The organism is Mycobacterium simiae, from assembly GCF_010727605.1.
GTDB lineage: Bacteria > Actinomycetota > Actinomycetes > Mycobacteriales > Mycobacteriaceae > Mycobacterium > Mycobacterium simiae.
In genome coordinates this window covers 3825802-3847040 of sequence record NZ_AP022568.1, presented here as the reverse complement: position 1 = coordinate 3847040, position 21239 = coordinate 3825802, and the positions used below count along the sequence as shown (strand labels likewise).

Below are 21239 nucleotides of genomic sequence, written 5' to 3'. Positions count from 1 at the left end.
GTGTACGATCAACGATAAATGGGAGAACAGCGGGTGGATAATGATGTATTTTCAGCACAACCGGCGAGGCAAATATTGGAATGCCGCAGAGGGTACTGGCACACCATGACTACGAGCCTGTTGCGCGCGGGTAACTTGCGCAGCACCCTCGAGCAGATTCAGGGCGACATCTACAACTCGACGGTGTTCCCAATCGGCCAAGTATGTATCGGCGACCCAGGAATTGAACCCGCCCAGGGCGGGACCGCACCAGATTTGGTAATCTATCGTCCGATCGGAATCGCCATTGATTGCCCAGCGACTCGACCGGCCTAAATACCATCGGAATACCAGAGCCATCTCGAATTTGGGGTCTCGCGCCGCGCGGTCGAGCACCGAGGCATCCCGCTGTCTCCAGAAATCTTGGGTCTCATCCCACACCCGACCAATTTCCATCCCAAATATCTTTTCTAATTCGCGTTCCGCTTCTCCAACAATCGCATTCAAGCCCGGATTCGCCCGATACATCTGATAGAGTTTGCGCGCGCGCTGAGCGAACATAGTTCCCCGCTGCAGCACTTGGAGATTAACGCCAAGTTCGAACATATCGGCCGCGGGAGCCATCGCCACATCGGACATTTTGGCGTCCGCCAGCAATCGGCGCCCACTCCTTGACAGCCCCGACTCGGCGCATGTCTGATTGATCGAACCTGTCAGCACATAGTCAGCGCCCATCGCGAATGCAGCGGCCACAGAACGAGGCGTGCCTAAGCCACCTGCCGCTCCAACCCGGACCGGTCGGGCCAACTCACATTCGGCCGCGACCTGGTCACGCAGCCCAGCGACCTCAGGGAACAGCACTCCCAACGGGCGATTATCGGTATGACCGCCGCTGTCTGCTTCAACAGTGATGTCTTCGGCGACCGCCACATGTTGTCCCAGCTCCGCCTCTCGAGTAGTCAATTTGCCCATCGCGACGAGTTCGGCGACGACTGCGCTTGGCGCGGGCATCATAAATTGACGCGCGACCTCGGGCCTGGAAACCTTGGCGAAGACGCTGTGGTTACGCACGATTTGCCCGGCTGGATCGGTGGTTAAGCCCGACAGCGCGTAGTGCACGACAGCCGGCGTCAGCCTCATAAATGCCGACGCCTCCACTTTCCTCACGCCATGAGAAATGTACAGCTCGGCGAGAGACATTTCGAGGGCTGGATCACCTGGCGAATGAATTAGGTTCGCGCCCCAAGTGGAATCTTTTCCTTCACCTAGGCCCCTAACGATTTCCGCCAGTCCACGTTCCACTCCTTGGTAGGAGAGACCAGCCGCCCCGAAAAAACCCAGCATTTGCGCCTTCGCCATCGCCACAACAAGGGTTGGAGTAGAAATACCATTAGCCATGGATCCGCTGATGTATGCAAACCGCACGTTGTGATTTTCGTGAAAAGATCGATCACCAAGCCACTCGGGATACAATGGTGGCAACGTCGCCAAGAGAAACATGTCCGAAGAGCTCGAAGCCATCAATTCGCCGTCGGTGCCTACCCCCATAGCACCATCAATAGCGCTCCGAACGATGTGCAATGGTCGGCGGAAGTCCCTTAGTACATATGCAATATCCGATGGTGCGAAAGCCACCGGAGTTCTCCCGCTGCGCCATGCCCCCAAGATTGGCCACGGTTCGGGGGCCACCGTCGCCGACCACTCTTTTACTCTTGAATCCACCGGTCGGACCCATCACCAATTACCATTTACCCCTCCAATTGGTACTGCCGTCGTCGGCTCACAATTAAATAGCCGCAAAGTAAACTACCGTCTCGGCGCGTTCACTTTAGGGGCCGGATTGTGTTCAAAGGCCACCAAAACCAACGCCCCAACGCCGCCGCGATCGACGGAGTCATGAAGGAGCGCACGACGAGCGTATCCACGAGCAACCCTAGAGCGATCGTGGTGCCGATCTCACCCACCAGGCGCAGATCGCTGACGATCATCGACGCCATCGTGAAGGCGAATACGAGACCTGCCGCCGTGACGACGCGGCCAGATGCGCCCATACCGCGGATAATCGCGGTATTTAATCCCGCGTCTAGTCCCTCTTTGAGTCGGGAGACGACCAGTAAATTGTAGTCCGATCCGACCGCCAACAGGACTATCGACGACAGGGGCAGCACGAGCCACCACAAACCGAAGTTAGTGAAATCCTGCCAGATGAGAACCGAAAGGCCGCACGCCATCCCCAAGGAGAGCGCTACGGTGCCAACAATGACCAATGAAGCAATGACACTGCGGGTGACGAACAGCATTATGGTAAAGATCAGGATTAATGATGCGATCCCAGCGACCAGCAAATCAATGACGACCCCATGTTGGACGTCGGCGTACGCCGATGCGGCACCTGCTAGGGATACTCTCGCTCCTTCCAATGGGGTTCCTTTAAGGGATTCGGCGACCGAGTCCTCGATTTCTCGGACGTGCCGGACACCCTCAACCGAGGCGGGATCCCCTTGATGGGTGACGACGAATCTTACCGCTTTCCCGTCGGGCGACATGAATAATTTCTCAATGCGGAGGAAATCCGGATTGTTAAAAACGTCAGGCGGCAAGTAAAATGAGTCGTCATTTTTGGCTTGGTCGAAATACTCGCCCATGAGACTCGCGCCGTTGGCAGCTTCCTGCGTAAGAGCCTGGATGCCGGCCGTTCGGCTGTGTGTGGACAACGCCAAATCGCGCATCCTGTACATCGAAGCGATCGCTATAGGAAACTCAGGCAGCAAATCAGACATAAGTCGGTCAAGCTGCTGAAAATCGCCACTGAGGCCCTGCAGCTCCTGTGCGATTTGGTCGATACCATCTACCGCATCAAAAATCGAACGCACGGACCAGCATAGCGGTATGTTGACGCAGTGCTGCTCCCAGTAGAAGTAGCTACGAAATGGCCTGAATGTGTCATCAAAGTTCGCCACGTGGTCTCGGATCTCGTTCGTCGTATCTACTATCTCGCGAGTCCGACCCGCCGCAGTGTGAGTGGTTGCTGTTAGACCCTTCATGATGTTGTACGTTCGCTCCATGATGGCGGTCGTCGTGCTCAGTTCGTCTGCCATCTGCAGGAGCTGATCCGCATTGTCGTTCACGAACTTCGCTGTTTCCAACGTGGCAGAGCTTTGTAGAGCGATCTGGAAGGGAATGGAGCTGTGCTCCAGCGGCGCACCCAGCGGCCTGGTGATGCTCTGCACTCTTTCGATGCCGTGCAGGTGGAATACACCCTTGGCAACTCGGTCTATGACCAGCATATCGGCGGGATCACGCAGATCGTGGTCTGCTTCAACCATCAGCAGTTCGGGATTCATGCGCGCCTGTGAGAAATGTCGATCTGCGGCCGAATATGCAACATTTGCAGCCATATTTGGCGGGGTAAATTTCCTATCGTCGTAATTGGGGATGTAGGTTAGGAGTCCCGCGAAGCCCATTATGGCGATGATCGTAGTGACGGCAATGATGGGTTTCGGCCAGCGCACCACCACGGCGCCTATCTTGCGCCAATTTCGGGTGGATAATTCCCGTTTAGGGTCGAACAGTCCAAATCGGGAGGCAAATGCCAGCACCGCGGGCGCTAGCGTCAACGCTGCTGCCATGATCACCAGCATTGCAACGGCGCAGGGCACTCCCAAGGTCTGGAAGTAGGGTAACCTCGTCGCGGCTAGACAAAGACAGGCCCCGGCGATAGTCAAACCGGAAGCCAAAATGACCCGCCATACACCTTGGTACGCCGCCCGAAAGGCGGTCTCACGATCTTGGCCGAGGGATCGGGCCTCGTGGTAACGCCCCAATAAGAAAATTAGATAGTCGGTTGCTGCAGCGATACTCAGCCCGGTAATCATGCTGGTAGCAACCGACGTGAGGCCGATGAATTTGAGGTTGCCGAGGGTGGCCGCGACCCCCTGTGCCGCAAGAAGCTCGACAATGACAACAAAGAGACCCAGGATGGTGGTGATTATTGAGCGGTAGACGACAAGCAACATCACAAAGATCACCGTGAGCGATACCAGTGACATAGTTTTGAAGCTCTGGCTGGATACTAAAACGGTATCGCCCACGAGGACGGTATTACCGGCCAGGTAAGCATGGATTCCCGGCGGCAGGGGCGTTCGATCGAGGATATGTCGTACCGCGGCCACTGATTCATTGCTACGCGTGCTGCCTTCGTCGCCCACCAAGAATATCTGAGCGTAAGCGGACTTGCCGTCCGCGCTTTGCGCCCCAGGCGCCGTCAGCAGATCACTCCAGAAATCTTCGACATATTCGACGTGTGCGGTATCGGCGCGAAGTTTTCTGATGATCTCGCTATAAACCTGATGCGCATTTTCGCCGAGCTTCTCGCGTCCCTCTAAGACGACCATAGCTGATGAGTCGGAACTGAACTCGTGGAACACGTGGCCAATTCGAAGCATAGCCTGACGGGCCGGGGCATCCTTCGGTAACATCGCAACTGCGTGTTGGCTCGCGACCTCCTCCAGCGGCGGTGAGATTGCGCCTAAACCGGCGGCGATAAGAAGCCAAAACAAGATCACTGGTATAGACAGGCCACGTGTCAGAGCGGCGAGTCGTCGCCGCGAATTGTTGGTGGTCACACCGATTTCACTAAGCAGTAGATGAAGGGTTGATAGCCGGCGTCCATGCGGTCGTCCCGCACCTGGCCATCGACGATTACCCGGCACCGCACGGCACTGACGGTGGTACTCGCCTGAGCGATGACGTTAGCGGACATCGAAGGTAGCGTCGTCACAATTGTGAAAGACCAGGGCAATTGAACGCCGTCAATTTGGTGTGGCTGCGCATTTTCGTCGAGGTAGTCGATGCTGGCCGTGCCGCCGGGAGTACCCATGACCTCGTAGCTGACGCGTTTCGGATTGAGTGCCCGGTCACTACTGATATTTGGATCACCACTGTCGACCGATGTATTGGCGTCGAAGCTGTCTCGAATACGAATTACTACGTACCCCCCCAACCCGATCACGAAAACAAGCAGCATCGGCATCCACCTGCGTTTGAGCAAACTAAACAATCCCCTACCTCTCAATGACCGATGCCGCGGCGAGCCACCCAGCAGGGTGGACCATAATGTGCGGGTTTCAATGCGAGTGACAGTAAGGTCGATGGAACTTGACGAAAGCTTCCATAATCCGTTGGTCGCGGAAAGAGTTGAATCTCATGACGCTTAGGTAGGGTTCTGCGGCGCTGGACCGGTTAGTATTGACTACGTCAGTTTGTTCCGCCGATGTCGCGATAGTTCTCCCGATAAACGCCCTTACCACAATCCCCCAGCACCCAGCTCCGCTTCGATAGGCACCGGGCGAGAAGATAACTCACCCGCATATCGCGAAAGAGCGGACGATCCGTTTCTGATCATCGCTTGCCAGCCGCGGTTATTCACTGCGAGGCTCAACGTCCTACCCGCATCGGAATTGCTCCGGAAATCATCCTTCCAATGCGAACCCATCGCGCCGCTCGGTTTCGCCGCCCTGAGCCGACAATTAGACGCCAGGATTTCACGCGTTCAACGAAGAAGACCGCGATTGGGCGACCCGCCCGCACACCGACGGGCAGCGATGAATCATAGATTCGCCAGCCCATAGTGACGGTATCCCAACTGTCCGTATCGCGTGTATGTGCCGCTGCGCCAACGAAACTCAAGCATCGGTACGAGGTACCGCGGAGAACACACCGTTCAGTACACCGGCACACTCAGCATCACCCGTTGCTGGCATTACCCGCTAGAACCAGGGCGCCATGAAAATGGTCTGTGCGTGCCAGGCTGCCGGCTGATTCGTGTTCACATCAGGACCCGCAAAACGGCTAGCGGCCAGCTTTGGGTTCCGGCCTATGTTGACGTGGGTGCAATCGCAACGGTACCCCGATACTGCTCAAGCAATGGCGCATGCCGAGTGTCCGGCCATTTTCGCCACCAACCGGCGAAATGGTGCCCGGCCGTCGAGCGTGGGCGCTTTCACGTCGTCCATCAAAGAATCGTCCTAAGTACGTGATGGTGGACGTCGACACTGTCCATCAGGCTTTTAAGCCTGGTTCGCGAGTTATGCATGAGCAATAATAGTTAAGAGCTATCACTGCCGGCTTGACTCGAATGGCTTACCGGGCGAAGCTAGTCCCGCCTTTGACTGCCGGCCGCACCACGCTACGCGCTCACGCTAATCATCCGAGATGTACTAGGCTGCCGCGGCCGTGCCCACGCAGTGAAACTTGAGTTTCTGACTTTGGATAAAGGCAACTGTGGATGTGACGTTGAGGGACAGGGGGGGCAATGAACGATGAAACGGATGCCGGCGGCGTCAAGAAATTTGTTGAAAAGTGTCAAGTCTACTTCGACGATCTTGATGCATTCGGCATGTTCTATCATGGTCGATACCTTGCGTTGATCGATCGCGCTTTCTTCGCCTGCGTGTCGCGGCTTGGATTCACTCCCGGGCATGAAGACTTACATCAGGTGGTGCGTGAAACCAAATTGGTTTTTATCGAGCCCATTCGTCAAATTGGTGATGTAGATGTGATTTTTTGGGCCAGTCGGGTTGGCCGGAGTAGTGCTCTGTTCGACTTTGTGGTGAAGAGTGCTGCCGGTGAGCATGTGCGAGGATCTCGGTCGGTTATCAAGTTCGACCCCGCCACAGGGCGTTCAAAGCCTTGGGGCGAAAAAATCCGCGCCGTCTTTGACCCCGGATCGGACGATCCGAAGCAATAGCGATGTCGGCGCACCTCGGCAGCCGCCGTAAAGCGTCGATTTGCCGTCGCCACAACCGACAAAGACCGGCAACCGCGGATTGAGCGGTCTGTTGGACGTGGAATTCACGGTGGTTGCCAATGACCGACCGGCATTGGCACAGCAGCGTGGCACCTGGGATCAGGCGGTGGCGCGGACCGGCCCGGATCACCGAGGCTCTGAGTTGCCCCTGGAGTCGAAGCCGTCACTAGGGTGACAAGTATGGCCGACTGGACCGTCGCAAACCTGCCGTCATTTGCCGGGCGCACCGTGATCGTCACCGGCGCCAACAGTGGACTGGGCGCGATCACTGCCCGCGAGTTGGCCGGCCGCGGCGCCATGGTGATCCTGGCCGTCCGCACCCCCAGCAAGGGCGAAGCCGCCGCCGCAACGATGCGCGGTCCCGGCGCCGGACCGGTCGAGGTGCGCCGGCTCGATCTGCAAGATCTGTCGTCGGTGCACGAGTTCGCCGACGGTGTCGACACGGCCGACCTGCTGATCAACAATGCCGGCATCATGGCCGCACCGTTCGCGCTGACCACCGACGGCTTCGAGAGTCAGATCGGCACCAACCACTTCGGCCACTTCGCGCTGACCAACCTGCTGCTCCCGAAGCTGACCGACCGGGTGGTGACCCTGTTATCGATGGCGCATTGGCCGGGGCGGATCGACTTGGACGACATCAACTGGAAGACCCGCCGCTATTCGCCCTGGTTGGCCTACAGCCAGTCCAAGCTGGCCAACCTGTTGTTCACCACCGAGCTGCAGCGTCGCCTGCGGTCGGCCGATTCGCCGCTGCGCGCGCTGGCCGTTCATCCTGGCTATTCGCACACCAACCTGCAGGGTGCCTCGGGCCGCAGGATCGGCGATGCGCTGATGTCGGCGGCCACCCGAGTGGTCGCCACCAACGCCGATTTCGGCGCGCGGCAGACGTTATACGCGGCATCACAGGATTTGCCCGGCGACACCTTCATCGGCCCCCGATTCGGCTGGATCGGGCCCACTCAACCGGTGCGTCGCAGCCGTCGGGCCAAGGATCCGGTCACCGCCACCAGACTGTGGGACCTGTCCGAGCAGCTCACCGGCGTCAAATTTCCGCTCTAAGGCGCTCATGGGATACCCTGACCGGGCGTCACGGCGAGGGTGATTGGCGTCCAGCCAGCACCGTTATCGACGGAGACCGACAGTTGTCGCGACCCTGGCCGTGCCTTGACACTGAGGTACCGAACACAGGAGCGACATAATGGCGAAGCAATCCCCGGTCAACCAACTCGCGGTCACGGTGCGAACCGAGACGGGCAAGGGAGCGTCCCGCCGGGCCCGCCGCAATGGCAAGATTCCGGCCGTTCTCTACGGCCACGGCACCGAACCGCAGCATCTGGAGCTGCCCGGCCACGAGTTCGCCGCCGTGCTGCGGCACTCCGGCACGAACGCCGTGCTGACGCTTGACGTCGAGGGCACGGAGCAGCTGGCGCTGACCAAGGTGCTCGACATCCATCCGATCCGCCGCACCATTCAGCATGCCGACTTGCTGGTCGTGCGGCGCGGCGAAAAGGTCGTCGTCGAGGTCCGGGTTGTCATCGAGGGCGACGCCGTTCCGGGCACCCTGGTCACCCAGGACACCAACACCATCGAGATCGAGGCCGACGCCCTGTCCATCCCCGAGCAGTTGACCGTCTCGGTCGAGGACGCCGAGGCCGGCACCCAGATCACTGCCGGGCAGATCGCGCTGCCGAACGGTGTCAGCCTGGTCTCCGACCCGGAGATGCTGGTGGTCAACGTGGTCACCGCGCCGACCGCCGAGGACCTCGAGGAAGAGGGCGCGGGCGCGACCGCCGAAGGCGCCGAGTCGGCCACCGAGTCCGCCGGGGCAGCCGACGAGGCCGGGGCGTCGGCCGCAGAGTCCGAGTAAGCGGCCGACGAGATGGCCGAACCGCTCCTGGTGGTCGGCCTGGGCAATCCCGGAGACAACTACGCCCGCACCCGGCACAACATCGGCTTCATGGTCGCTGACCTGCTCGCCGGGCGGCTGGGCTCGAAGTTCAAGGTGCACAAGCGGTCCGGTGCCGAAGTGGTGAGCGGCCGACTTGCCGGCCGCTCGGTGCTGCTGGCCAAGCCGCGCTGCTACATGAACGAGTCGGGTCGCCAGGTAGGGCCGCTGGCCAAGTTCTACTCCGTGGCGCCGGCCGACATCATCCTCATCCACGACGACCTCGACCTCGAGTTCGGTCGCATCCGGCTCAAGATGGGCGGCGGCGAGGGCGGGCACAACGGGCTTCGCTCGGTGGCCTCGGCGCTGGGCACCAAGGACTTTCAACGGGTGCGGCTGGGAATCGGACGCCCGCCCGGACGCAAAGATCCGGCCGCCTTCGTGCTGGAGCCGTTTACCGCCAAGGAGCGCCCGGAGATCCCTGCCATCTGCGAGCAGGCCGCAGACGCGACCGAGCTGCTGATCGAGTTGGGTTTAGAGCCCGCCCAGAACCGCGTGCACGCTTGGTAGCGGCGCCGTTCGCTGCGGTGGACGTTATCCGGTGACCAGCGTGACGGAGTTGGACCGGCGCAGCTTGCCCGACGGCGTCTTCGGAATGGTGCCGGGGCCGAGGACCACGACATTGCGGGGACGCATGTCGACCTCTTTGAGGACCTCGCGGGCCACCTCATGTTCCATCCGCCGCACCTCGACGGGGTCCTGGAACGCGTTGGACTCGACCGCCACGGCGAACGTCTCGCGGGAGTGGCCGGCGTCGAGCCGGACCGCGACGGCGCAACCCGGCCGGACACCCTCGACGCGGCACGCCGCCCGTTCGATGTCGGTCGGATAGATGTTGCGGCCGGCCATGATGATGACGTCTTTGACGCGGCCGCAGACGACGATGTGGCCGTTTTCGGTGATGTAGCCAAGGTCGCCGGTGTCGTACCAGCCGTGTTCATCCTGGGCCGAGAGGAAGCCACCCATGGTCAGGTAGCCCGGGGTCAGCGACTCACCACGCAACTCGATGACGCCGACGCCCCGCGGCGGCATCACGTTGCCCTGCTCGTCGATGATGCGGGCCTCCAGGCCCTGCAGCAGCGGGCCCAAGGTGGCCAGCCGGCGGGTGTTGCCCTTGGTCGCGGGCACGGCCCGGCGCAGGGCGGCCAGCAAGTCGGCGTCCACTTCGTCGACGACGAGGCCTGCGTTGCACTCCGAGAACGACACGGCCAGCGTCGTCTCGGCCATGCCGTAGGCAGGCAGGATCGCCGACGGCTTCAGGCCGAACGGCTTACCCGCGTCGAGCAGGTCCTCGACGTCGGCGGGCTCGACGGGTTCCGCGCCGGACAGCGCGAAGCGCAGGGTCGACAGGTCGAAGTCGCCGGGCTTGGCCTGCCGCCGCAGCCGCTTGGCCAGCAACGCGTAGGCGAAGTTGGGCGCCGCGGTCATGGTGCCCTGGTACTTGTCGATCAGCTTGGCCCACAGCAGCGCGTCGCGCAGGAAGTCCATCGGCGTGACCTTGACCAGCTCCGCGCCAAAGTACATCGGAATGGTCAAGAAGCCGACCATGCCCATGTCGTGGAAGCAGGGTAGCCAGCTGACCATCACGTCTTTGTCGATGTCGTACTGCGCGCCGACGAACATCGCCTCGGCGTTGGAGTAGATGTTGCGGTGCGTGATCTGGACGGCCTTGGGAGATCCGGTCGATCCCGACGTCAGCTGCATCAGCGCCAGGTCGTCCTCGCCGACCTCGACGGGATCGACCGGTTCCGACGCCAGCAGGTCGGTGACCGTGAGGACCTTGATGCCCTTTTCTTCCAACACCGGGATCGCGACCAGGAAGGGCTCCGAGACGATGACGACCCGGGCCTCGATCATGCCGATGACGTTCATGGTGTCTTCGGCCCACATGGCCAGATCCGTGCGCGGGGTGGGCTGGTGCAGCATGGTCAGGCTGGCGCCGCGCATCCACAGACCTTGCGCCGTCGGGGCGATCTCCACGGGGTAGCCGGCGAGCACACCGACGGCGTCGCCGAGGCCGATGCCCGCCTCGGCCAGGCCGCCGGCGATGCGGCGGGCGCGCTCGTGGACCTCACCCCAGGTGTGGCGAACGGGTTCGTGCGGCTCACCGGTGACCATGCCCTTTTTCGAGATGCGGGCGTTGTGGAACATCTTGTCGGTAAACCTGCTCACGCAAACCTCCTTGGTTCCGGCGCTGTCCCCAACACCCGGGATTTCATGTTCCGCTCGCCAGACGACACTTTGCAGCAGGCACGCGAGCACAGTTGAAAAGCGGTTACATCTCGAAATAGTGACGGCTGCGCAACCCCGTGTCCGGTTGCCCGACCGGCAAGCGCGCGGCATCCTGGCCAAACCCGACCAACTGGCCGTCCACCGGGGCTGCCGGCGAACGGCCAGGCCGAATGCTCGTCCTGATCAATAGTCCTCACCGCGAGCTATCTTAAACTCCTCTTAAGTAACAACCCACCATTTCTGCAATTTGAGTCTGATTTCACAGCGTGTTCACGCGTCGGTCGTCGGCGCCGGTACCACCCGCGCACCTGCCACCGGACCGCTCGCGACTCGCACCGCGCGACACACGCCGGCCCCCGAAAGCGCCATGCCGACGTCGACCGCCGACGGTGCCGACGCACAGAGGAACGCGCAGGTAGGGCCCGAACCGGAGACGATGCCGGCCAGCGCGCCCGCCTCTTCGCCGGCACGCAGCGTGCGGTGCAGCTGCGGATGCAGGCTGATCGCCGCGTCTTGCAGTTCGTTACCCAACAACGGCGCCAGCTGCCCGGGATCACCCGCCGCCAGCGCGGCCAGCACCGGCCCGGGCTCGGCGAGCCGGGATTGCTCCGCGGCATCCCTGAGCCGGTCGAGCTCGCCGAACACTGCCGGGGTGCGCAACTCGCCATAGGCGAAGGCCAACACCCAGTGAAAGGTGTTCCGCGACAACACCGTCGCCAGTTCCTCACCGCGGCCGGTGCCCAACGCGGTGCCGCCGTGCAGCGCGAACGGTACGTCGCTGCCCAGCCGTGCGGCCAGCATCCGCAGGTCCCGGCGGGGAACGTTGAGCTCCCACAGCGAGTTCATCGCGACCAGCACCGCCGCCGCGTCCGCGCTGCCGCCCGCCATGCCGCCGGCCACCGGAATGGATTTGTCGATCATGATCGACACGTCGGGCGCTCGGCCGACATGATCGGCCATCAGTTCGGCGGCCTGCCAGGCCAAGTTGCGCTCGTCGGTGGGCAGATGGTCGGCACCCTCGCCGAGGAGTTCCAGCGATAGGACGTCGGCGTTGCGGACGGTCAGCTCATCGAGCAGCGAGACGGCCTGAAACACCGTCGTCAGCTCGTGATAGCCGTCGTCGCGGCGATCGCCGACCGCGAGGTAGAGGTTGACCTTGCCGGGGACGCGGACCGTGACTGACCCGGTGGGCACCCACTGCGCGGCTGTGCTGCCGTCAGACATCCTCGGTCACCCAGTCAGCCCCTACCACGGCAGCAGACTATCGCTGTGGCTGCGCGGAATCACCGGAGCGACGCAGCAGACGCACGAAATCGTCGATCGACAGCGTCTCACCGCGCCGGGCGGGATCGATGCTGGCCGCAAGCAGCCGGTTCGCCGACTCGTTGCCCGACCCCGCCCATTGCAAGAATGCATTGCGCACGGTCTTGCGCCGCTGCGCGAAGGCGATATCGACCAGCTCGAAGACCTGCCGACGGAAGGCGTCGTCGGTGGGCCACGGCGCGGTGGCGTAGCGGTCGATGCGGACCAGGCCGGAGTAGACGCGCGGTACCGGCCAGAACACGGTCGGTGCGACCGTGCCGCACCGGCGTACCTGTCCGAAGAAGCGCACCTTGACGCTGGGGACACCATATTCCTTGCCGCCGGGTTCGGCGGCCAGCCGCTCGGCCACCTCCGCCTGCACCATCACGGTCACCGTCTGAATCGACGGGAACTCCGCGAGCAGGTGCAGCAGCGCCGGAACGGCGACGTTGTAAGGAAGATTGGCGACGACGGCAGTGGGCTGGGCGGGCAGCTCGTCGCGCCGCACCGTCAGCACGTCGCGGTTGCACACCGTCAGTCGCTGGGCCTCGCTGTGCGAATGCTCGGTGACGGTCTGGCGCAGCCGCCCGGCGAGCACGGGGTCGATCTCGACCGCGGTGACCGTCGCGCCGCGGTCCAGCAGCGCCAACGTGAGCGAGCCCAGGCCGGGGCCGACCTCGAGGACGTGGTCGGCGCGGCCGACGCCGGCGATCGACACGATGCGCCGGACGGTGTTGGCGTCGTGCACAAAGTTCTGGCCGAACGATTTGCGTGGCCGAAACTCAAGTTCTTTGGCCAGCCGCCTGATATCGGTGCGTCCGAGCAGCCGTATCGTCAGCGTGCACCAGCTCGTCCGCTGCACACCGGCCACGCCCCCCAGCCCTGGCGTTCCCTGGTCACCTCGGCGATGGTGATCTGCTCCTCGCGGGTGGCGAGGTCGGCGCGGGGCGCGAACCGCAGCCCGCCGTTGCGCTCCCACGTGCCCTGATCGAACTGCACGCCGCCGTAATAGCCGTTGCCGGTGTTGATCGCCCAGTTTCCGCCGGCCTCACAGCCCGCGATGGCGTCCCAGATGGCCCCGTCGCTGATCGGGCCTATGTCGGTGCCGGGCTTGGTGCCCACCCGGACGACGGAGTCGCGGGCCGGGGCGATCACAATGTTGGCGATCGGCAGCCGACCCGTCTCGACGCCGTTGACTGTCGCCACCGCGAAGGTGACGTCTTGCGTCCCCGGGGCACCGGGGTCCTCGACGACCTGCCGGCTCATGTTCATGTCGGGGTCTTCGACCCGATGCGCGGTGGGCGGCAACGGGATTCGTTCGGTGACCTTCTCGATGCGGTTACGCGTCACTTGAATCTGCATGCCGTCGACGATCGGCGATGTCGCACTGGGTACCACCTGGTCGCTGTCCTGCAGCGGCACTCCGGCGGCGTTGAGCAGGCCGGCGACGTTGGGCGCGGGCAAATGAACCGTGCGGACCTTGCCGCCGTCGTTGATCTGGACGGTCTTCGCGCTGACGACCGGCAGTGCCATGCCTGCCAGCGGAACCCGGCTGCCGCGGGAGGCCGCAGCCGGCGCGGTGTCGGTCATCGCGAGCTGGGCCAGTGCCTCGTCCACGGTGGAGGCGGTCGTCCACACCCGCTTGGTGTCGTGGCCGTCCAGCGAGATCTCCAGCGGCCGGCTGCGCCGCAGCACGATCTTGTCGGCGTTGTGCACCTGAACGTCGGCGGCGGGATACAGATCGTCACGCTCGCCGATGACGTAACCGTTCTCTTCGACGATGTCGATCACTCGTGATTTCATCGTGGTCACTCGCATCGCCACGCCATCGACGGTCAGCGTCACCGTTTTGGATACCGAAACCGCGAACCCACCGGCGAGGGCGAGGACTACGAGCAGCCCTCCGACGACGAACCGCAACATCGGCGATGGGGTCTGATCGAGTTTTCTCAATACGCTCAACGCGCGTCTACCCCATGCTCAGCTACCACTTAGCGACCTACCCGGCGTTCGACGACAGTGCATTAAACCAACGATTCGATCACAAGACGGTAACGAACCGGTCAATCTGGAGCAACCCGAGCCGAGATGTGTTGCGGAAATCACCCGTCCGACCCGGCGAGCCCGTATATCCACCGGGCAGTGCTCGTGGTGGTCCGCGCCAGCTCCGCTGCCGGGCGGTCGACCAGCTCCGCGATCGCCCGGACAGTATATGGAAGGCAATACGGCTCGTTGGGCGCGCCACGGTAAGGATGTGGTGTCAAAAAGGGCGCATCCGTCTCCACCAGGAGCTGCTCGACCGGTATCAGCGGCACCGCGTCGCGTAGCGCGCGGGCGTTGGTGAAGCTGGCCGTTCCGGCCAAGCTGAGAAACCATCCGGCATCGACGCAGGTTCGGGCCATCACGCTGTCGGAGGAGAAGCAGTGGAAGATGACCACCTCGGGTGCGCCCTCCGCCCGCAAGACGTCGAGCACCTCGGCGTCGGCCTCCCGGTTGTGAATCATCAACGGTTTGCCGATCCGCTTGGCCAAGTCGATGTGCCATGCGAACGCCTCCCGTTGCACCTCGGGCGCGGCGCAGCCGTCCAGCCGGCCCGGCCAGTACATGTCCATCCCGGTCTCGCCGACAGCCACTACCCGCGGGTGCGCGGCCAGCGCCTCGATCTCGGCCCGGGCAGCGTCGTCGAGCGCGTCCGCGCGGGTGGGATGCAAGGCCACCGCGGCGTACACCCGCGGGTCCCAATCGGCGGCCCGGAGCACCCAGCGCGCCGAGTCCAAATCGTCGGCAATGGTGACGGCCGCACCCACTCCGACCGCCGCGGCCCGGTCCATGATCGCTGCCACTCCGGCTGCGTCCTCGGCCCCGCACGCGTCGAGGTGAGTATGCGCGTCGATGAGTGGCGCCAACGGTTCCGGCGCGGGTGGGGCTTCTCGTTTACCGGGTCGGCTGGAGCTCACGCGCACACAATAGGGTGAATCTCGATGAGGCCCTATTACGTCACGACTGCGATCGCGTATCCAAACGGCGCGCCGCACGTCGGTCATGCCTACGAATACATCGCCACCGACGCGATCGCCCGATTCAAACGACTCGACGGCTTCGATGTGCGCTTCCTGACCGGGACCGACGAACACGGGCAGAAGGTCGCCGAGACCGCCGCCGCCGCTGGCGTCCCGACCGCCGAGCTGGCGCGGCGCAATTCCGATGTGTTCCAACGCATGCAGGAAGCGCTGAATATCTCGTTCGACCGTTTCATCCGTACCACCGATCCCGACCATCACGAGGCGTCCAAGGAGATCTGGCGGCGGATGGAGGCGGCTGGAGACATCTATCTGGCCACCTACTCCGGCTGGTATTCGGTGCGCGACGAGCGCTACTTCACCGACTCGGAGACCGAGGTGGTCAACGGCATCCGCGTCGCGACGGAGACCGGGGCGCCGGTGACCTGGAGCGAGAAGGAGCAGACCTACTTCTTCCGGCTCTCGGCGTATACCGACAGGCTGCTGGCCCACTACGCGGCCAACCCCGATTTCATCGGCCCGGAGGTGCGTCGCAACGAGGTGGTCAGTTTTGTGGCCGGCGGGCTCACCGATTTCTCCATCTCGCGCACCACGTTCGACTGGGGCGTGCAGGTGCCCGAGCATCCGGATCACGTCATGTACGTGTGGGTCGACGCGCTGACCAACTACCTCACCGGCGCCGGCTACCCGGACACGGATTCGGAGTTGTTCGGCCGCTACTGGCCCGCCGATCTGCACATGATCGGCAAGGACATCATCAGGTTCCATGCGGTGTATTGGCCGGCGTTTCTCATGTCAGCGGGAATTGAGCTGCCACGCAGGATTTTTGCGCACGGGTTCTTGCACCACCGCGGCGAGAAGATGAGCAAGTCGGTGGGCAACACCATCGACCCGGTCGTGCTGGCGGACGCGTTCGGCGTCGACCAGCTGCGCTACTTCCTGTTGCGCGAGGTGCCGTTCGGTCAGGACGGCAGCTACGGCGAAGAGGCCATCATCAACCGCATCAACACCGATTTGGCCAACGAGTTGGGGAACCTGGCGCAACGGTCGCTGTCGATGATCGCCAAGAACCTCGACGGGGTGGTGCCCGAGCCCGGCGAGTTGACCGCCGCCGACACCGAGCTGCTCGATCGGGCGGACTCGTTGCTGCGCCGAGTGCGCGCCCACTTCGACGCCCAAGCCATGCACCTGGCGCTGGAGGCGATCTGGCTGATGCTCGGCGAGGCCAACCGCTACTTTTCGGCGCAGCAGCCGTGGGTGCTGCGCAAGAGCGAAGCCGAAGCGGACCAGATCCGGTTTCGCACGGTGCTCTACACCACGTGCGAGGCGGTGCGGATCGCGGCGCTGCTTGTCCAGCCGGTGATGCCGGAATCCGCCGGCAAGTTGCTGGATCTGCTCGGGCAACCGGCCGAGCAAAGAACGTTTAGTACGATCGCGGTGCGGCTGGCCCCTGGCGCGGTGCTACCGCCGCCGACCGGCGTCTTTCCGCGGTATGAACCACCTGCTGCAGGGCAGCAGGAACAGCGGTAGGCGGAAAAACCAGGCACCGATTCGACCGCGGAAAGCCTGCATCGAGAATTGGTGTCAACCATGGCCTCTGGCATAGACCATAATCGGCCTGTGGAGCGACGACAGAATCGGCATCAACATAATCAATCGCCGATGACCACCTTGAAACAGTTGCCCGCCTTGGTCGTGCTGGAACGGATTCCCGTTCCGGTGCTGGCAGTGGGCGATGACGGCACCATCTTGTTCACCAACACCGCATTTGCAGAAATGGTGGGCTATGAGCCGGAGGAAGTTCTGGCGTTGCGGTTCCGCGAAATTTTCCACGAGGCTCCCGATTCGGAATCCCTGCTGTCGGTCGTGCACGCCCTGGCGAATATGGTTGTCGAATTGGCGCACAAGGACGGCTCGGTGGTGCGCGCGCTGATGAGCAAGTCGGTCGGCATGCGCGCCGACGACCGGTTCGCGCTGGCGACGTTTCAAGATCTGACCGAGCAGCTTTGGGATGACGAGCGCTAACGCTCGACGCCGGCCGCTCTGCGCCGAGCCGTCAGCGTCGGCTGCGTAGCACGATCACCGCGGCGCCGACGATAGTCACGGCCAGCCAGCCGCCACCCAACCACCACAGCCAGCCCAGGTCGGAGTGATTGTCCGGTGCGGCAATCGGATTGGCCGTGGGCGAGTGATCGACGGTCACCGGGTCCTGGCCGGCGACGGCCAGCACCGCCACTCCCTTGAGCCGCTGCCAGCGCTTGTTGTTGTCGCCGCCGAGCCAGCGGATCAGTTCATCGACCTGGGCGGAGGTGCCGTTGGACGTGGCGACCAATAGCGACCGTCCATGGTTGAAAACCGTTTGCAGAGAAGCAAACTTCATCACTGGGTCGAGGGTGAGCGTGGTCGGCTTGCCGTCGGAGGTGTTGGCGTTGACGGTAATTGGGCCGCTGGGCCCGGCCGACACCGGAAGGACGACGTTGGAGTGGTTCCATCCGTCAGCCGAAATCAGTATCGCCGGGTTCGACGAATCAATGGCCTGCTGCACGCTTGTCACGTGCGTGTAGATCGGCGTCGAGCTGATCCGTTGCAGTCCGACGATCAGGTTGATCGCGCGCACGGTGTCGGGCAGCGAGTGGGCCTCGATGCCCACCTGCACCCGCGGCATCAGCGCTTGCGGCACTGACTGGAAGCCGTCGGGCACCGGCGGCGCTGCCGGCTTGCTCTCAATGGTGGTGTCGCCGTTGATATTCAACGTCAGCAGCTGGTTTCCGGGCCCCGCGGTGTAGAAGTCTCCGCAGTGACCGACGTTGCTCGCCACGTCGAGCACCACGTCGAGGCTGGTGTAACGCTGCAGCAACCGATCCGGCACGTCCATCCAGCGGTCGATGGTGCCGTGGCCGTCGGTCGGGAAGTGGTCGATGGTTTCCGGGCCGATGGTCACCGCGATTTGGCCTGCGCTGTTGGACGGCGTCGGGGTGTAGGAGCCCAGCAGGTGCACACGTACCCCGCGGATGGACCGGCCGAACTTGGTCTGGTCCAGTCCGATCGACAGGTGGGGCTGCAGCGAGCTGCCGTTGACGACGGGGGTGCCCAAGTCGCGCAGGGTGGTGCTGTTGCCGGGCTGTTGTGGGTCCGGTTTCAGCTGATCCACGACCGCCTTCGATGAGACCGCGAGCTGCGACAGGTCGCTGAACAGCATGGCGGTGTCGGATTCGTCGGCTTCCCCGAGCGGCCCCGACATCAACAACCACGTCGCCGGGCCGGAACCTTGCAACGCCAGCCCGTTGTCGGGCCCTTCCTTGACGACGATCTGGCGTTCCAGCCCTTGCGGCGGCGTGGGCGGTGCAAGCTGCCCTTCCGGCAACGGAACTACGGTGATCTCCGGGTTTTGCCTACCGTAGTGCGACGCGGCGGCGGCGGCCAGCTGGATCGCCGTGTCGGATTCGGCCGTCGACGGAGATTGCGGCAGGTATATGGATAGCTTCTTCAGCACGGGCGGCAAGAAGTGCGCCACCGTGGTGGGCGGCTGTTCGACGCCGGTGTAGCTGATCGACGGTGCGGACAGTCGCAGCGGGCTGTCCGGGTATAGGCAGAAACCCTCTTGCGGCACCAGGTAAGTCCGCAAGGTAACGGTCAGCCAGTTGTCGACGACGTCGGCGCCCGCCAGCGGGATGACCAGCGGCGACTGGTCCGCGGTGGGCAGGGTCAGCCGTGCGAGCGTGCGCTGATCCTGCGACACGGTCAGCGTCCCGGACCGAAGGTTGATCGGCAGTTCGACCGTCGCGTTGAGGGCGGTGGGCGTGAGTCCCCGCAGGACGGGCACGGTCAGCTGCTGCGTACTGGTCAGCCCCCAGAATTCCAGGGTGGGCGCGGACCCGAGGTCGGCCAGCGACAGCGTCAGCGAGTCGGTAGCCGGGCCCGCGTCGGAGGGTGCGCTGGTGGCCGGCGGGGCACTCAACACCAGGAACCCGATCACCCCGGCCAAAGCGACGAGTCTGCCTACATACTTCCGGTACACCACCGGAACAGTATGCATTCTTTCGGTACGTTGTCGAAACGGCGCGCAGGTCGCGTCCTCAAAGCCTGCCTCACAGGCCTGCCCCAAGGCCTGTCTCACGGCCTGCCTTACAGGCCTGCCTCAAAGGCGGGTCATGGCCTGGTCGACAGCCGCGGATCGAGGCCGGCCCGGCATTCGCCCAGGACTATCCGGTTTCGGAAACCGCGATGGCGTGGGGCCGCGGCACGGCGGGCCGGGCGTGGCGCATCGCTTCGCGAGCGAGGAACTGTCGGAAGTAGGACAGCGAGGTGTCCGAGACGATGCCCGGCAACAGAAGTTCCCAGACGCGCGTCAGGCGCTCGAGGTCGGCGGCCACGTCGCGGCCGGGGCCCGCGCTCCCCTGCGGACCCGCGATGGCGTCGGCCAGCGCCCTGGTGCCAAACAGCGCGCCGACGACCGATTCGCTGACCGCTTCCGGGTCGAGTTCCTGGCGCAGGTCCCCTTCGGAGATCGCGCGCCCCGCCTCGGCGGCGAGCAACTCCACCAGGGCTTTGCAAAACTTCCCGGCGGCTTCGTTGGAACCGCGCAGGGTCCAGCTCAGTTGCTCGGCGGCGCGGGCCGTCTCATCCGAGCTCAGCATTCCGACGATCGCGAACGTCCCGTGCAGTACGTTTTCCAGTCCCGGCGATGCTCCCCCGCACACATTCCGGAAGCCGTTGAGGATCGTCTCGGCACCTTCCTCGATGATGGCCGAGGCCAACGACTCTTTAGAGTCGAAGTGGTGGTACAGGGCGCCCTTGGTCATCCCGGTGCGCTCGATGATCGTGCCCCAGCCGGCCGCCGAGTAACCGACCTCGCCGAACACGTCGATCGCGGCGTTGAGAATCTTGCGGCGAGTGACCTCGGATCGCACCTGGCGGGCCATTACCCCTGTTCCTTCGGCACGTTATCGGGTACGCAGATCCGGTGAGCTCGTGTCACGTTGCGCCGCAACGGCTTCAACGTCAACAGCCGCGCCGCTGCAGGTTTGCCGGTTGGCCTGGTCATGAGGAATCCGCGGGCGAACTGGTGTTGATCGCAAGCGCCGCGCGCCGCCGCAGGAATTGCCGAAAGTAGTCGACGCGGTCGGGTTGCAGGATACCGGCGAGGAGCAGACCCCAACACCTTTCCAGATCGCGCAGGAACCGCTCTGGATCGTCGAGGTTGCTGGTCTTGCGCAATCCCATGTGCAGGGACACCATCATGCGTCCCACGTCCTCGGGTTCGCATCGTTGATCGATGTCGCCCTCGGCGACGGCCTGTTCCACCACCGCGGCCAGGGCTTTCACCCACCCATCCAGCAACCGCTCCTGTAGCCCCTCGGAACCCCCAACCGACTCGATCAGGTTCAGCCCGGCTCGGACCTGGTCGACTTTGATGTCCTGAATAGCGATCAAGTACGAAAAATCGATGAGGGTCTCCAGTCCCGACAAACCCCGCGTGACCAGGTCTTGCACGGCCGCGGTACCGGCCGCGGTCTGCCGGTCGATAATCGCGACCGCCAGCGCATGCTTTGACCGGAAGTGGAAGTACATTGCCCCCTTGGTCAGCTCGGCTTCGGCGAGTATGTCGTCGAGTCCAACCTCGTGGTATGCCCGGCGCGCGAATTGATGCGACGCGGCCCGCAAGATGTGTCGGCGGGTGGCGTCCGCGCGGCCGTCGGTGGAGTGGCTGGTCATCGGAGGCGACGACTCCGCGCTGCGGCACACCGCCGATCCTGGCCGTTTCGCGTCCGGAATCCGTGAGTGGGAAAATCTGCAACCTGTTGCGGGTTCCCGTCGGGAATCACGCCGTGACCTGGGTCGATCACCTTCACGTCGATAGATGCCTTCCTTGAGCTCGGCATGCACGTCGGCTCGTCAGCGGTTTGCGCAAACACACCCCGCGCTTCTCGGAACGACATTTGAACTGTCC

The 21239-nt window shown here is 63.3% G+C and carries 17 protein-coding genes; 6 read left to right on the top strand and 11 right to left on the bottom strand.

Going from position 1 to position 21239, the window contains the following annotated elements:
- Positions 1–51 precede the first annotated feature (51 nt).
- From G6N33_RS18110 to G6N33_RS18100, 3 genes are all read right to left on the bottom strand, one after another.
- Positions 52–1614, bottom strand: a complete 1563-nt coding sequence (locus tag G6N33_RS18110) for a PfaD family polyunsaturated fatty acid/polyketide biosynthesis protein (protein WP_231382450.1) — start codon at positions 1612–1614, stop codon at positions 52–54.
- A 188-nt stretch (positions 1615–1802) separates the two neighbouring features.
- A complete protein-coding gene (locus G6N33_RS18105; RefSeq protein WP_081662059.1) occupies positions 1803–4604 on the bottom strand; it encodes an MMPL/RND family transporter in 2802 nt (933 codons plus the stop codon).
- Complete coding sequence (locus G6N33_RS18100; protein WP_179962640.1) at positions 4601–5038, bottom strand: MmpS family transport accessory protein; 438 nt, start codon at positions 5036–5038, stop codon at positions 4601–4603. The genes G6N33_RS18105 and G6N33_RS18100 overlap by 4 nt, the downstream gene beginning before the upstream one ends.
- 1254 nt (positions 5039–6292) lie before the next feature.
- Between G6N33_RS18100 and G6N33_RS18095 the strand changes: the two genes are divergently transcribed.
- From G6N33_RS18095 to pth, 4 genes are all read left to right on the top strand, one after another.
- Positions 6293–6727: an acyl-CoA thioesterase gene (locus G6N33_RS18095; RefSeq protein ID WP_044507780.1), complete on the top strand. Its 435-nt coding sequence runs from the start codon at positions 6293–6295 to the stop codon at positions 6725–6727.
- A gap of 240 nt (positions 6728–6967) precedes the next feature.
- Positions 6968–7849, top strand: coding sequence for an oxidoreductase (locus tag G6N33_RS18090; protein WP_044507782.1), 882 nt, complete (start codon positions 6968–6970; stop codon positions 7847–7849).
- A 139-nt stretch (positions 7850–7988) separates the two neighbouring features.
- Complete coding sequence (locus G6N33_RS18085; RefSeq protein WP_044507783.1) at positions 7989–8657, top strand: 50S ribosomal protein L25/general stress protein Ctc; 669 nt, start codon at positions 7989–7991, stop codon at positions 8655–8657.
- Between the two features lie 12 nt (positions 8658–8669).
- Positions 8670–9245 (top strand): aminoacyl-tRNA hydrolase, encoded by a 576-nt coding sequence (gene pth, locus G6N33_RS18080; protein ID WP_044507784.1) that lies wholly within the window; start codon positions 8670–8672, stop codon positions 9243–9245.
- Positions 9246–9269: 24 nt separating this feature from the next.
- Here the strand turns inward: pth and G6N33_RS18075 are convergent, their stop codons facing one another.
- From G6N33_RS18075 to G6N33_RS18055, 5 genes are all read right to left on the bottom strand, one after another.
- Positions 9270–10907, bottom strand: a complete 1638-nt coding sequence (locus tag G6N33_RS18075; RefSeq protein ID WP_044512283.1) for a fatty acyl-AMP ligase — start codon at positions 10905–10907, stop codon at positions 9270–9272.
- Positions 10908–11237: 330 nt separating this feature from the next.
- Entirely contained in the window at positions 11238–12191 is a 954-nt protein-coding gene (locus tag G6N33_RS18070; protein ID WP_044507785.1) for a 4-(cytidine 5'-diphospho)-2-C-methyl-D-erythritol kinase, read from the bottom strand.
- 37 nt (positions 12192–12228) lie between these two features.
- Entirely contained in the window at positions 12229–13140 is a 912-nt protein-coding gene (rsmA, locus tag G6N33_RS18065) for a 16S rRNA (adenine(1518)-N(6)/adenine(1519)-N(6))-dimethyltransferase RsmA (protein ID WP_044507787.1), read from the bottom strand.
- The gene (locus G6N33_RS18060) at positions 13104–14231 is read right to left on the bottom strand and encodes a resuscitation-promoting factor (RefSeq protein ID WP_196806394.1); all 1128 of its coding nucleotides are present in this window, start codon (positions 14229–14231) and stop codon (positions 13104–13106) included. The genes rsmA and G6N33_RS18060 overlap by 37 nt, the downstream gene beginning before the upstream one ends.
- Before the next feature lie 140 nt (positions 14232–14371).
- A complete protein-coding gene (locus G6N33_RS18055; protein ID WP_044507791.1) occupies positions 14372–15232 on the bottom strand; it encodes a TatD family hydrolase in 861 nt (286 codons plus the stop codon).
- Between the two features lie 18 nt (positions 15233–15250).
- On the opposite strand from G6N33_RS18055, the gene metG reads away from it, so the two are divergent.
- Entirely contained in the window at positions 15251–16819 is a 1569-nt protein-coding gene (gene metG, locus G6N33_RS18050) for a methionine--tRNA ligase (RefSeq protein WP_044507793.1), read from the top strand.
- 132 nt (positions 16820–16951) lie between these two features.
- The gene (locus tag G6N33_RS18045; protein WP_044507794.1) at positions 16952–17314 is read left to right on the top strand and encodes a PAS domain S-box protein; all 363 of its coding nucleotides are present in this window, start codon (positions 16952–16954) and stop codon (positions 17312–17314) included.
- 31 nt (positions 17315–17345) lie between these two features.
- Here the strand turns inward: G6N33_RS18045 and G6N33_RS18040 are convergent, their stop codons facing one another.
- The 3 genes from G6N33_RS18040 to G6N33_RS18030 all read right to left on the bottom strand — a co-directional run bounded on the left by G6N33_RS18040 (position 17346) and on the right by G6N33_RS18030 (position 21004).
- A complete protein-coding gene (locus G6N33_RS18040; RefSeq protein WP_044507796.1) occupies positions 17346–19325 on the bottom strand; it encodes a hypothetical protein in 1980 nt (659 codons plus the stop codon).
- A gap of 166 nt (positions 19326–19491) precedes the next feature.
- Positions 19492–20211 (bottom strand): TetR/AcrR family transcriptional regulator, encoded by a 720-nt coding sequence (locus G6N33_RS18035; protein WP_044507798.1) that lies wholly within the window; start codon positions 20209–20211, stop codon positions 19492–19494.
- Positions 20212–20329: 118 nt separating this feature from the next.
- The gene (locus G6N33_RS18030) at positions 20330–21004 is read right to left on the bottom strand and encodes a TetR/AcrR family transcriptional regulator (RefSeq protein WP_044507800.1); all 675 of its coding nucleotides are present in this window, start codon (positions 21002–21004) and stop codon (positions 20330–20332) included.
- Between the last annotated feature and the right edge of the window lie 235 nt (positions 21005–21239).